This is a genomic window from Streptomyces sp. NPDC111507 (assembly GCF_055638955.1).
The window spans coordinates 183,401-195,805 of record NZ_JBVKBU010000004.1 but is presented as its reverse complement, the minus strand read 5'-3'; the positions used below and the strand labels follow the sequence as shown (position 1 = coordinate 195,805).

Sequence of the window (12,405 nt, the reverse complement as noted above, 5' to 3'; positions counted from 1 at the left end):
CAGTCCGTGATGGCAACGTAGATCTGGCGGACGCACACGCAAGGCCGACCCCGGGACGGGGCTGGTTGCGCGATCGTCTCTCCCCGGGCATCCAGGGGAGAGATATGTCGAGAACTAGCGAAGCGCCTCTGTGTGTAGGCGCTTCGCGGTGGCAGCGAGGATGCGCCGAAGTTTCTCCCTGTTGATGCCATAGGTCTTGAGAGCGTGGCAGTTGGGGCATAGGGCGATCATGTTCCAGGGGACGTCGGGTCCGTCCTTGGCCAGGTCTTGTACGTGGTCGACCTGCAAGATTGGGTTGCCGGCTGTGGTGAGCTCTTTGGGGTGGCCGGCGCATTGGGGGCTCTCGCAGTTGCCCTTGCTGCGTCGAATGACTGCTGCTCTGGCGCTGGGGTCACGGACGAAGCGGTCCGCGAGTGAAGGCTTCTTGAGCCGCCCTCGCCGCTCGGCGTTGGCTTCCGCGTTCTGCGTCAGACGCTTGTACGCGTCCTCGTCTCTCTCGGAGGTGTCACGTACTTCCGGGTCTACGTCACTTGGGCGGTAGGAGACCGTCTCGTCGTACAGGGCGCCCGAGTCCGCATCCAGGGCCTCGAACACTTCCGCGGGCCACGTCTCGCGCTCCGGGGAGGGAACGGGGGCCAGGATCCAGTGGAACTCGCGTCGCCACTTCTTGTCGGCTCCCCTTCCCCAGCGCAGCCGGCGTTGGGCGATGACCGCCCAGGTCTCGAAGCCGAACTGCCCTTGGTACGGCTTGTGCCAGTATCTGAGAGGGCGCCCCGCGGCCTGGTACTCGGCCATCAACTCGTTGCCATCGATGACCTTCTGGTCGCCCGAGAGTCCGTCTCCTACATAGGCGATCCAGTTCGTGTCCGGGACGCGGCTGTCGTTGTAGGGCCCCTTCTCGTCCGAGAAGGCACTCAGGATGCCATCGGCGAGGCAGCCGATCCCTGCCATCTTTTGACCACCGTAGGCCCGCCAGATGGCGTCGCGATCCTTGAAACCCTCACCTAGTTGGGGACGTAGCGCGTCGGCCCACCGGCCGGCGAGTAGATCGTGCAGCGCGAAGTCCCCTAGGAGGTCGGGGGGCAGCGGGTAGAAGTAGCGCAGGATGAGGCCGGCTGCGGCAGAGGCTGCGGCTTCAGGGTGTGCTTGCAGCAGCGCATAGTCGTCCTCGCGGAGACCGCCGGCGGGGTCGACCTGGTCCAGGGACTCCGCGGTGGGGCGTCGCTCACGGCTGGTGAGGATGAGGTCCTCTGCACGATCCAAAATCCACAAGTTATCGCGCACGAGTGCCCAAAACGGGTACCGCGCACCGGCCAGGCCATCGTCGACCTGGGCGTACTTCTCCATCAGCGGGGCTACAGCATCGCGCGTTGCGGACCAGGATCGCATTCGTGGGGCGCCGGCAGCGGCCTGTCCGATCGCCCACAGGAGAAGTACGGGCCGGTGCAACGTAGTGCCGGCTGCGCTTCGTGCCGGCCGTAGGTCTCCCACACGGCGGTGGAAGGTCTTGGGCGGCTCCACGACGGTGAAGCCCTCCCGCCGCAGCCACGCCACGGCGTGCTTGAGGCCACCGCTGAACCCTGGCGATGAGGGCTTTAGCGCTTCGCCGAAGTCGTACTTGTGGGCGACGCCGGCTATGGCCTTTGAGTCGTACTGCCGTCCCTCGTGCACGAGTAGGTACGTTGCAGCCGCGTGGAAGCGATAGGTGGCACGGAACTCGTCCACCCCAAGTCGGTCGTGCTCGTCAATCGCTCGCAGGATGCCCGCCCGGGTGATCTCAGAAGGAGCCATGGCTGACACCGTAGGTCACAGCACTGACAACGGAGTTGTGGCTGTTTCACCTTTCGCGTGTGATCGTCGTGTGGGTCTCCGCGGGGTACCTGGAAGCAGGCGCTTAACCCTCCACCACCTTGCGCGGGCGACCCCGGCCCTTGGCTGAACGGAGTCCAAGGTGTTGAAGCGTCCTGGCGTGATACAGCTCCTTGAGGGCCGCATCACGCGCGAGCTCCTTCAGAACCTTTTCCGTGGCGGCCTCGTAGTTGGTGCGGGCCCCACCTGCAGTAGTCGGCGACCAGATCACGTTGCCGTCCGAGTCAGTTCCCTTCTCGAAGCGAACTAGAGTGCCCTCAAAGAGGAGATGCTGCATCTGGTCAGTGCCGTCCACCTTGCGGAGCTTGCCCTCAGACCGTCCCCACGCGAGTCCTGCGAGTGCGTCAATGACGTCTTTCAGCGGGACGCCACAGAATCGTGCAGCGCCAAGGACACCGCCGATCACGTAAAGGCCGGCTGGGGATCCGTGCAAGTACTCCGCGCGGAACTGCTTGGGTGACAGGCCTGTTCCATCTGGCGAACGGCGAAGGTCCTTCCAGCCGGGGATCCGCTCATACGCGTAGTCGAGAGCGGCCACGGTTTCGCCGACGACCGCCTCCAACTCGTCATTGAGGTTCCCGCTTGACCCAGCACGCTCTTCGAGAACCTTGCGTACGTTTGTCTCGCGCGCATCGGGAGTGCGATCCCTGAAGCCGACCACGGTGGCTGTAGTGAATCCCCGCATGTGTGCGGTCGAGTACAACGCCTCCTCACGTGCGGCAGAGCGGAGATAGACGAGCCGGGCAGGTTCGTCAGTGAGGAGTCGTGCGCGCCGCCCTACCTGCGTACCGAACCGATTCGCATACGAACTCTGGTCAAGAGCTGTCATGAGTGCTGGCGAGATCGGCTTTGTCATCCCTGCCACCACGAACATCCTCGTGACCTCGTCACGGTCACTCTGCACGAGTACCTGGATGGGGGCGGCACTTGCCTTCAGGACGCCTTCCTTCTTCTGATCCTCACCGAAGGAGGCGCCCTTCACGCGATCCCAGACCCGGGCGAGCGCCTCCAGCGTGTGCTGCCCGTTCTCGATGTGCATAGGCGTGCCCTGGTAAACCGTGAGCATGCCGAACTCGACGCCAGGAGCGATGGGGTTCTTGACACCCTCCCAGCGGTACGTCTCCTGGCCGTCGATGTCTGTGGGGATGGCCAACTGGATCTGCTGAATCGGCGTGTCGGGGCGGTCGTAGAGTCCGTTAGCGATCTTCTCGACATGCTTGAAGTCGATCGGGCGGTTTCCGTACTCCTCGTCATCAAGATCAAAGTCCTTACGGACGATCACCCCTGACTCCGTGCGTGCCCTCAGCTCCACCAGGGCCGGGACTGGGTGCACGAAGTTGAACGAAGGCATCTTTCCGATCATGGTCCGGAACGCCGGGGTCTTGAACGAGACCGGGCGCATGTCCATGCCCTCAGCCATCGCCTGCATGTTCGCCTCGGATGTCATCGGCTCGCCCCTCTCCAAAATTTTGCCTGGCGATTTTTTTTCTGGTCGCCTCGCGCGCGTTCGCGAGCGTAATCTTGCGCTGCATCGTTCTGCAACCCGTTCTCGGTTCACGGCCGGCCGGCTCGCGCCTCCTGGTGGCCGGTACTGGCAAGTGTTCGCAGCTCAGATGAGGTGTGCGGGTCGTTTCGCCAAGGAGGTGCGGCGAGTGAGAAGCGGTCGCCCGCAGGGTGGGCTGCGGCTTACGGAAGGCGCTGTCGTCGTGCGCCGCGCGCGCGAGGGAGGCATGGAAGCCTCCCTCTACGACCTTGGGTAGTTGCGGCACCTCACTCCGTGTGATTACGCTCCCCCCGTGAGCCAGGCAGGTGGCGAAAAAATCGCCAGGCAAAAAACGAGGGAGCCGGGTGACCCCCGAAAAACCCCTCGCGGGCTCACGCCGACGCGGTCGCCGAGGGCAGAACCCTCCACGGCGTCGCGATGGAGTCCAGATGTTGTCGGTGGAGCCGCGCCCCAAGTCCTCGAAAACTGAAACGCGGCCCACCTATAGCCCTCGAAAGGGGCCCAATGTCAGTAGACAGGAAGTCACCCCCGCCCGACAACCATGGCGAGGACCAGCCGCCCGACGACCGCGAGGGGCAGCTGGCGGCGATGAAGGTGGCGGCCCAGCTCGTGTGGGTTGCCGTCGTCCTCGCCCTCGTTGATACCCGGATCCCGCTGGATCTCGGGGAGTACTTCGCCAGCATCCTGAGTGTCTACGGCGCTTACCTGCTGGCTCGTATGGGTGGCCCCGAGCCGCCGGCTGGCGGTCTGCTGGTGGCGTAGCGGAAGCTTTTCGAAGTTTGTCCTGGCACGGTCGGGCCGGCTAGCCGCACGGCGCCCACAGCCGTGATTCCCCCGGGTGTCCCCCGAGGAACGCTCCGTTGCCCTTCTTGCCAGGTGGGGCAGGTCGGAAGCGGCCCGCTGTAAATCTGCTGCGGGGCGTAGCTGGGGCCGTCTCTGGGCCGTACGAGGGTGGCCAACAACAGCCAACAACGACCGCCAACAACAACGATGGCGCGGCAGCCTGCCGCGCCATCGGTCTGTGTCTGTGCAGCTAGACCCAGGTGTCCAGCCACATCCGGGAGCGCCACTGGTCTATGGGGATCGCGGTGCCCGTGTACAGGGGCCAGAAGTAGATGAAGTTCCAGGCGATCAGGAGGACCAGGACGCCCGCGCTCGCCGCGCCGATGACGCGGCGGCGTTCCGTGGAGCCGGGTGGGCCGAGGATCGCGCCGATCATCATGGCGACCGCCAGGCACAGGAACGGGACGAAGATGATGGCGTAGAAGAAGAAGATCGTGCGCTCCTGGTACATGAACCAGGGGAGGTAGCCGGCCGCGATGCCGCAGGCGATCGCGCCCGCCCGCCAGTCGCGGCGGAACGCCCAGCGCCACAGGACGTAGACGATCGCGAAGCAGGCGGCCCACCAGAGGAGGGGCGTGCCCAGGGCCAGGACCTCGCGGGCGCACTTGTCGCCCGCGTCAGCGGGGCAGCCGTCCTTGCCGGGCAGCGGGGACTCGTAGAAGTACGAGACCGGGCGGCCCAGGACGATCCAGCTCCACGGGTTCGACTGGTAGGTGTGCGGGGACGAGAGGCCGACGTGGAACTCGTACACCTCGTGCTCGTAGTGCCACAGGCTGCGCAGCCAGTCGGGCAGGAAGGTCCAGCTGCCGCCCTTGCCGTCGGTCGCGGCCCAGTTGCGGAAGTAGCCGCCCTTGCCGTTGGTGGGGGAGAGGATCCAGCCGGTCCAGGAGATGAAGTACGTGGCGATCGCCACCGGGACCGTCGCGAGGAACGTGATGCCCGTGTCGTGCTTGAGGGCGGCCACATACGGGTGACGGGCACCCGCGACCCGGCGCGCGCCGACGTCCCACAGGACCGCCATCAGGCAGAACGCGAAGAGGACGTACAGGCCGCTCCACTTGGTGCCGAGGGCCAGGCCCAGCATCAGACCGGCCGTCCAGCGCCAGGGGCGCCAGCCGAGGCGGGTGGACTCGGCGATGTGCGTGTCGGGGCGTACGAGACCGTCCGCGTCCGTGGGCAGGGCGGCCGCCAGCCGGGCACGCGCGCGGTCGCGGTCCACGATCAGACAGCCGAAGGCCGCCAGCACGAAGAACATCAGCACACCGTCGAGCAGCGAGGTGCGGCTCATCACGAAGTGCAGCCCGTCCACCGCCATCAGCGCGCCCGCGAGACAGCCCAGGAACGTCGAGCGGAACATCCGGCGCCCGATCCGGCACAGCAGCAGCACCGACAGCGTGCCGAGCAGCGCCGTCATGAAACGCCAGCCGAACGGATTGAAGCCGAACATCCATTCGCCGAGCCCGATGACGTACTTGCCGACCGGGGGATGCACCACATAGGCGGCGTCGGAGGGGATGCCGACGTGCCCGTTGTTCTGCAGGATCAGGTCATTGGCGTTCTTGTCCCAGTTGACCTCGTACCCGCGGTGGATCAGCGCCCAGGCGTCCTTGGCGTAGTACGTCTCGTCGAATATCACCGCCTTCGGGCTGCCCAGGTTCCAGAACCGCATCAGCCCCGCCATCAGGGTCACGAGCAGCGGGCCGCCCCAGCCCGACCAGCGCGTGATGCGCTCCGCGACCTCGTGGCGCAGCCCGAACGCAGCCCAGATCCGGGGACTGGGCTCGGCGTACGGCGGCACGAGCCGATCACGCACATCGCCTCTGGGTGGCGCGTTGTATCCGAAGCGGCGCAGCCGCTGCTGCCACGACGGCCGCCGTTCTTCGGCTGCCTGGCCCTGCCGGGTGTCCGTGGAGGACGCGGTACTGGTCACCGCGCCATCGTAGGGAACAGGTCTGTGGGAGTCCCGTGCACGGGCCTAATGGGTGGATGCGGCTGCCGCCGAATGCCCCTGCGAGGATGGAACCGTGACAGGAACCCTTGTTTTGGCCGGCACCCCCATCGGCGACGTGGCCGACGCCCCGCCCCGGCTCGCCCAGGAGCTGGCGGGCGCGGACGTCGTCGCCGCCGAGGACACCCGCAGGCTGCGCCGGCTGACCCAGGCGCTGGGCGTGCAGCCCACCGGGCGCGTGGTGTCGTACTTCGAGGGGAACGAGGCCGCCCGCACGCCCGAACTCGTCGAGGCGCTGGCCGGCGGGGCGCGCGTGCTGCTGGTGACCGACGCCGGGATGCCGTCCGTCTCCGACCCCGGGTACCGGCTGGTCGCCGCGGCCGTCGAGAAGGACATCAAGGTCACCGCCGTACCCGGCCCGTCCGCCGTGCTCACCGCGCTCGCGCTGTCCGGGCTGCCCGTCGATCGGTTCTGCTTCGAGGGGTTCCTGCCGAGGAAGGCGGGCGAGCGGCTGTCCCGGCTGCGGGAGGTCGAGGGCGAGCGCCGCACGATGGTCTACTTCGAGGCTCCCCACCGCCTCGACGACACCCTCGCCGCGATGGCCGAGGTCTTCGGGGACGGGCGGCGGGCCGCCGTCTGCCGCGAGCTGACCAAGACGTACGAGGAGGTCAAGCGCGGACCGCTGGGCGAACTGGCGGCCTGGGCCGCCGAGGGCGTACGCGGGGAGATCACGGTGGTGGTCGAGGGTGCGCCGGAGAAGGGCGCCGAAGAACTGGACGCGGGCGAACTGGTGCGCAGGGTGCGGGTGCGGGAAGAGGCGGGAGAGCGCCGCAAGGAGGCCATCGCGGCGGTCGCGGCCGAGGCGGGAATTCCCAAGCGCGACGTCTTCGATGCGGTGGTCGCGGCAAAGAACGCGGCGCACAGCGCCCCATAGAAGAGCAAAGGGCCCGCACGGAAAGCAAAGCTCAGGCCGTGTCTTTGAGGCATTCCGACAAGGAAAGGCCAAAACGACTCCAATAGTCGACAGGCCTGATGCGTTCCCGCTCGGAGAAGCGTCCACTGGTTGAAGGGACGTACCCGTCCCTCGCCCCCGCCGACCGGGGGCGCTTGTCCAGCGGAACAGCAGGAGCTGGCATGAGTGAGATCGCAGGGCAGACCGGCAACCGCAGCGCGGCGACCGCCGTCGTCAACGAGTCGTATTCCTTCGCATGCATGCGCTGCGGGCACGGCTGGGAGCAGTCGTTCGAGATAGAGCACCACCGCGACGCCGAGGGCGGCGAGTTCGTGATGTACGTGGCGGACGGCCATGTCGTGCCGTCGCCGCTGAGTCGGCCCTCCTGCCAGAACTGCGACGGACACGTGGTGCGCATCATGCGCGCCGGACAGGTGTCCTCCGTCCAGAACTCCATGCACCAGCACACGCACCGACCGGTGCCGGCCCACCCCGAGCAGGCCCACGGCGAGCAGACCCACGACGAGGCCGTCGACCAGCCGGCCGTGCCCAGGGAACCCCACCACTGGCACCTCTCCGACCTGCTGCACCCCTTCCACCACCGCAAGGCGGGCTGATCGCGGAAGCGCGGTGACCTCGCCCGGGTGAGGTCCGGTCCGGCATGCCCCTTTCGTAGGATCGGGGCATGCCCTCCGACAAGACCGAAGCGCCACCGCTCCCCGAGCCGCTGCGCGTCCCCGTCGCCGACTCGCACACCCACCTCGACATGCAGTCCGGCACCGTCGAGGAAGGCCTCGCCAAGGCCGCCTCGGTCGGCGTGAGCACGGTCGTCCAGGTCGGCTGCGACCTGAAGGGCTCCCGCTGGGCGGCCGAGACCGCCGCCGCGTACGAAGCCGTCCACGCCACCGTCGCCCTGCACCCCAACGAGGCGCCCCGTATCGTGCACGGCGACCCCGACGGCTGGTCCCGCCAAGGCGCACGACAGCCCGGCGGCGACGGCGCCCTGGACGAGGCCCTCGCCGAGATCGACCGCCTCGCCGCCCTGCCCCAGGTCAAGGGCGTCGGCGAGACCGGGCTCGACTATTTCCGTACGGGCCCCGAAGGCAAGGCCGCTCAGGAGCGCTCCTTCCGCGCCCACATAGAGATCGCCAAGCGGCACGGAAAAGCCCTGGTCATTCACGACCGGGACGCGCACGCCGACGTGCTGCGCGTCCTGAAGGAGGAAGGCGCGCCCGAGCGGACCGTCTTCCACTGCTACTCCGGCGACGCGATGATGGCCGAAATCTGCGCCCAGGCCGGGTACTACATGTCCTTCGCCGGAAACATGACCTTCAAGAACGCCCAGCCACTGCGCGACGCGCTGGCCGTGGCCCCCCTGGAACTCGTCCTCGTCGAGACCGACGCGCCCTTCCTGACCCCCGCCCCCTACCGCGGACGGCCTAACGCGCCCTATCTCATTCCGGTCACGGTGCGCGCCATGGCGGCCGTGCGCGGCATCGACGAGGACACGCTGGCGACGGCGCTCTCGGCGAACACCGCACGGGCCTTCGGTTACTGAGGGATAACGCTTCCGGCCATCTTTGGGGGTCACACCCCAGGGCAGTATCGCGACACAGCGTAGCCGCGTTGCTTGGGAGAGTGACGACCGCTCCGCTAGGTTCTGGTCGCCCGATCCGGACCCCCCTGGAGCGTGTCGTCGTGAGCAACTCGCAGAACGAGACGTTTGGCCTGACTGGAACGTCGTTCGAGGACCGAGAAACTGGTGAGCAGCCGTCGTACGGTGCCGGAAGCCCGGACCGCGGCGGCTACGCGGACACCTACCGGCCCGCGTACGAGGCACTGGCGGCGTCCCAGGCGCCGACCGAGCCGATACTGCCCCGGCAGACGCAGACGTTGGTGCAGACGCAGGCGCTCGGTGATGCGGCGGAGGATCCCCGGTCCGGCGGGCGGGCCGCTGCCCGGCGCGCCGCCCGGCGCCGGCGCACCGCCGAGCGTCCCGACCCGCTGCGGCGGCTGCTGCCCCAGGCACTGGTCGTCGCCTTCCTCGCCGGCGGCACGTCCGCCTTCGTCGCCAACGACAAGGCCATCGATCTCAGCGTCGACGGCAAAGCGCGCACGCTGCACACCTTCGCCGACGACGTCACCGAACTGCTCGCCGAGGAGGGTGTGCGGGTCGGCGCGCACGACGTCGTCGCGCCCGCCCCCGGTACCGAGCTGACCAGCGGTGACGAGATCGCGGTCCACTACGGGCGGCCCGTACGGCTCACCCTCGACGGACAGCCGCACGAGGTGTGGACGACGGCGCACACGGTGGACGGGGCGCTCCAGCAGCTCGGGGTGCGCGCCGAGGGGGCGTACCTGTCGACCTCGCGCTCCCGGCGCATCGGCCGTGAGGGCCTCGCGCTCGACGTCCGCACCGAGCGGACGGTGACGATCATGGCGGACGGGCGGGCACGGACGATCCGGACGAACGCGGCGACCGTCGGCGAGGCCGTCGAGAGAGCCGGGATCACCCTCCACGGCGAGGACACGACGTCCGTCCCGCCAGGGAGCTTCCCCCGGGACGGACAGACGGTCAGCGTGATGCGGATCACCGGCACCCAGGAGGTCCGCGAGGAGGCGATCCCCTTCCGGACGACACGGACGAACGACCCCTCGCTGTTCCGTGGCACCGAGGTCGTCGACCGGGCCGGGGAGCCCGGGGCCCGGCGGGTCACCTACCTGCTGCGGACCGTCAACGGGGTCAGGCAGAAGCCGCGGAGGGTCGGCGACGAGGTGGTCCGGGAGCCGCGTGGACAGGTGGTGCGGGTCGGTACGAAGCCGCGGCCCGATTCTCCGCAGGGTGCCGACCATCTGAACTGGTCCGGGCTCGCGGCGTGCGAGTCCGGCGGCCGCCCCGGCGCCGTGGACCCCTCCGGCACCTACGGCGGCCTGTACCAGTTCGACACCCACACCTGGCACACGCTCGGGGGGTCCGGGCGGCCCCAGGACGCGCCGGCCGCGGAGCAGACCCGCCGGGCGAAGAAGCTGTACGTCCGCCGGGGCGCGAGCCCGTGGCCCCACTGCGGAGCCCACCTCCACGGCTGACGGGTTCTCCGGCTGCGGGCCCCGTGGGGGTTGTTCGCGCCCACGCGGCGGAGCGCGCATCCAGCAGCGCCCCGCGCCCCCTGAGGCGGGGGCTGCGCCCCGCGCCCCCGTAGTCTTGGGGCGTGAACAGCCCCACCCCCGACGCCCTCCTGGGCCCCGCCGACGTCCGCGAGCTCGCGGGTGCCCTCGGTGTGCGGCCCACCAAGCAGCGCGGCCAGAACTTCGTGATCGACGCCAACACCGTGCGCCGCATCGTGCGCACCGCCGGTGTGCGGGCCGACGACGTGGTCGTCGAGGTCGGCCCGGGCCTCGGCTCGCTGACCCTCGCGCTGCTGGAGGCGGCCGACCGGGTCGTCGCCGTGGAGATCGACGACGTGCTCGCGGGGGCGCTCCCGGCGACCATCGCCGCCCGTATGCCGGCCCGCGCCGACCGCTTCGCCCTCGTGCACTCCGACGCCATGCACGTGAACGAGCTCCCCGGCCCCGCCCCCACCGCCCTCGTCGCGAACCTCCCGTACAACGTCGCCGTCCCCGTGCTGCTGCACATGCTCGACACCTTCCCGACCATCGAGCGCACGCTGGTGATGGTGCAGGCCGAGGTCGCCGACCGGCTCGCCGCCGACCCCGGCTCGAAGGTGTACGGCGTGCCGAGCGTCAAGGCCAACTGGTACGCCGACGTGAAGCGGGCCGGCTCCATCGGACGGAACGTCTTCTGGCCCGCGCCGAACGTCGACAGCGGCCTCGTGTCGCTCGTCCGGCGCGCCGAGCCCGTCAGGACCACGGCCTCCAAGCGCGAGGTCTTCGCGGTCGTCGACGCCGCCTTCGCCCAGCGACGCAAGACGCTGCGCGCCGCCCTCGCCGGGTGGGCCGGTTCCGCGCCCGCCGCCGAGGTCGCGCTCGTCGCCGCCGGGGTCTCACCGCAGGCCCGCGGGGAGTCGCTGACGGTGGAGGAGTTCGCCCGTATCGCCGAGAACAAGGCCGAGGACAAGGCCGAGGGCAAGGCTGAGAACGCCGAGCACAAGGCCGAGAACAAGGAGAGCGCTCAGCCGTGACGGAGTCGAAGACCGAGCCCACGACGCACACGGGCAAGGGCACGGGGACGGGCACGGACGTCGTGACCGTACGTGTCCCCGCCAAGGTCAACGTCCAGCTCGCCGTCGGCGCCGCCCGCCCCGACGGCTTCCACGACCTGGCCAACGTCTTCCTCGCCGTAGGGCTGTACGACGAGGTCACCGTGACGCCGGCGGACGAGCTGCGGATCACCTGCGAGGGCCCGGACGCCGACCAGGTCCCTCTCGACTCCACGAACCTGGCGGCCCGCGCGGCCCTCGAACTCGCCCGCCGGTACGGCGTCGAACCGAGGGTCCACCTCCACATCGCCAAGGACATCCCCGTCGCGGGCGGCATGGCGGGCGGCAGCGCCGACGGCGCCGGCGCGCTGCTCGCCTGCGACGCCCTCTGGGGGACGAACGCCTCCCGCGAGGAACTCCTCGACATCTGCGCCGAGTTGGGCAGTGACGTGCCGTTCAGCCTGGTGGGCGGGGCGGCGCTGGGTGTCGGGCGGGGTGAGCAGCTGCGGACGCTGGACGTCGGCGGGACCTTCCACTGGGTCTTCGCGATCGCCGAGCGCGGGCTGTCGACCCCGGCGGTCTTCCGGGAGTTCGACCGGATGAACGAGGGCGTACGGATCCCGGAGCCGGTCGCCTCGCAGGAGCTGCTCGACGCGCTGGCCAAGGGGGACGCCGGGGCCGTCGCCCGCGCCGTCGCTAACGACCTCCAGCCCGCCGCCCTCTCCCTCTTCCCTGCCCTCGCCGACACGCTCGCCGCCGGGCGGAACGCCGGTGCGCTCGCGGCCCTGGTCTCCGGCTCGGGTCCGACCACGGCCTTCCTCGCGGCGGACGCCGCGTCCGCGCGCACGGTCGCCGACGCGCTGCGCGCCTCAGGAACCTGCCGGACGGTACGGGTCACCGACGGCCCCGCTCCGGGCGCGACGGTCGTGGAGGATCTCTCTACGTCCTCCTGAGCCACGCGCTTCCCATTCCTCAGCCACTGTCTTGCCGGTGAAGCTCCACTCGTAGCGGGCTGCGTCGGCGACGGCGCCTGAGCACCCGGATCCTGCCAGGGGATCGTCAGTGCCCTCCGGCGAGGGCTGGGGCGGGAAAGGGGGTGGCTCGGGAGGTGAGGGAGCCGGACTACCCTTGA

10 protein-coding genes are annotated in these 12,405 nt (G+C 69.3%); 7 read left to right on the top strand and 3 right to left on the bottom strand.

The window, feature by feature from the left end; all coding sequences use genetic code 11:
- Positions 1 to 114: 114 nt before the first annotated feature.
- Together ACZ7M2_RS18515 and ACZ7M2_RS18510 are read right to left on the bottom strand one after the other, a co-directional pair.
- Positions 115 to 1,791 carry an SRA domain-containing endonuclease gene (locus tag ACZ7M2_RS18515; RefSeq protein WP_471596153.1) on the bottom strand — a complete coding sequence of 559 codons (1,677 nt, stop codon included), beginning with the start codon at positions 1,789 to 1,791 and terminating at the stop codon, positions 115 to 117.
- Positions 1,792 to 1,894: 103 nt separating this feature from the next.
- The gene (locus ACZ7M2_RS18510; RefSeq protein ID WP_471596152.1) at positions 1,895 to 3,316 is read right to left on the bottom strand and encodes a DNA sulfur modification protein DndB; all 1,422 of its coding nucleotides are present in this window, start codon (positions 3,314 to 3,316) and stop codon (positions 1,895 to 1,897) included.
- A 561-nt stretch (positions 3,317 to 3,877) separates the two neighbouring features.
- On the opposite strand from ACZ7M2_RS18510, the gene ACZ7M2_RS18505 reads away from it, so the two are divergent.
- Entirely contained in the window at positions 3,878 to 4,135 is a 258-nt protein-coding gene (locus ACZ7M2_RS18505) for a hypothetical protein (protein ID WP_471596151.1), read from the top strand.
- Between the two features lie 271 nt (positions 4,136 to 4,406).
- Here the strand turns inward: ACZ7M2_RS18505 and ACZ7M2_RS18500 are convergent, their stop codons facing one another.
- Positions 4,407 to 6,146, bottom strand: a complete 1,740-nt coding sequence (locus ACZ7M2_RS18500; RefSeq protein ID WP_471596150.1) for a dolichyl-phosphate-mannose--protein mannosyltransferase — start codon at positions 6,144 to 6,146, stop codon at positions 4,407 to 4,409.
- A gap of 94 nt (positions 6,147 to 6,240) precedes the next feature.
- On the opposite strand from ACZ7M2_RS18500, the gene rsmI reads away from it, so the two are divergent.
- The 6 genes from rsmI (at position 6,241) to ACZ7M2_RS18470 (ending at position 12,226) form a co-directional block, all read left to right on the top strand.
- Positions 6,241 to 7,098: a 16S rRNA (cytidine(1402)-2'-O)-methyltransferase gene (rsmI, locus tag ACZ7M2_RS18495; protein ID WP_382034787.1), complete on the top strand. Its 858-nt coding sequence runs from the start codon at positions 6,241 to 6,243 to the stop codon at positions 7,096 to 7,098.
- Between the two features lie 200 nt (positions 7,099 to 7,298).
- Entirely contained in the window at positions 7,299 to 7,733 is a 435-nt protein-coding gene (locus ACZ7M2_RS18490; protein WP_471596149.1) for a hypothetical protein, read from the top strand.
- Positions 7,734 to 7,801: 68 nt separating this feature from the next.
- A complete protein-coding gene (locus ACZ7M2_RS18485) occupies positions 7,802 to 8,674 on the top strand; it encodes a TatD family hydrolase (protein WP_471596148.1) in 873 nt (290 codons plus the stop codon).
- A 140-nt stretch (positions 8,675 to 8,814) separates the two neighbouring features.
- A complete protein-coding gene (locus ACZ7M2_RS18480) occupies positions 8,815 to 10,203 on the top strand; it encodes a ubiquitin-like domain-containing protein (protein ID WP_471596147.1) in 1,389 nt (462 codons plus the stop codon).
- 122 nt (positions 10,204 to 10,325) lie between these two features.
- The gene (gene rsmA / locus ACZ7M2_RS18475) at positions 10,326 to 11,255 is read left to right on the top strand and encodes a 16S rRNA (adenine(1518)-N(6)/adenine(1519)-N(6))-dimethyltransferase RsmA (protein WP_471596146.1); all 930 of its coding nucleotides are present in this window, start codon (positions 10,326 to 10,328) and stop codon (positions 11,253 to 11,255) included.
- A gap of 62 nt (positions 11,256 to 11,317) precedes the next feature.
- Positions 11,318 to 12,226, top strand: coding sequence for a 4-(cytidine 5'-diphospho)-2-C-methyl-D-erythritol kinase (locus tag ACZ7M2_RS18470; RefSeq protein WP_471596520.1), 909 nt, complete (start codon positions 11,318 to 11,320; stop codon positions 12,224 to 12,226).
- Positions 12,227 to 12,405 lie beyond the last annotated feature (179 nt).

What these genes read in the sequence shown, in the direction of transcription:
- ACZ7M2_RS18485 (WP_471596148.1), top strand. Translation starts at nt 7,802, where the DNA reads ATGCCCTCCGACAAGACCGAAGCGCCACCGCTCCCCGAGCCGCTGCGC.
- ACZ7M2_RS18490 (WP_471596149.1), top strand. Translation starts at nt 7,299, where the DNA reads ATGAGTGAGATCGCAGGGCAGACCGGCAACCGCAGCGCGGCGACCGCC.
- ACZ7M2_RS18505 (WP_471596151.1), top strand. Translation starts at nt 3,878, where the DNA reads ATGTCAGTAGACAGGAAGTCACCCCCGCCCGACAACCATGGCGAGGAC.
- ACZ7M2_RS18515 (WP_471596153.1), bottom strand. Translation starts at nt 1,791, where the DNA reads ATGGCTCCTTCTGAGATCACCCGGGCGGGCATCCTGCGAGCGATTGAC.
- ACZ7M2_RS18510 (WP_471596152.1), bottom strand. Translation starts at nt 3,316, where the DNA reads ATGACATCCGAGGCGAACATGCAGGCGATGGCTGAGGGCATGGACATG.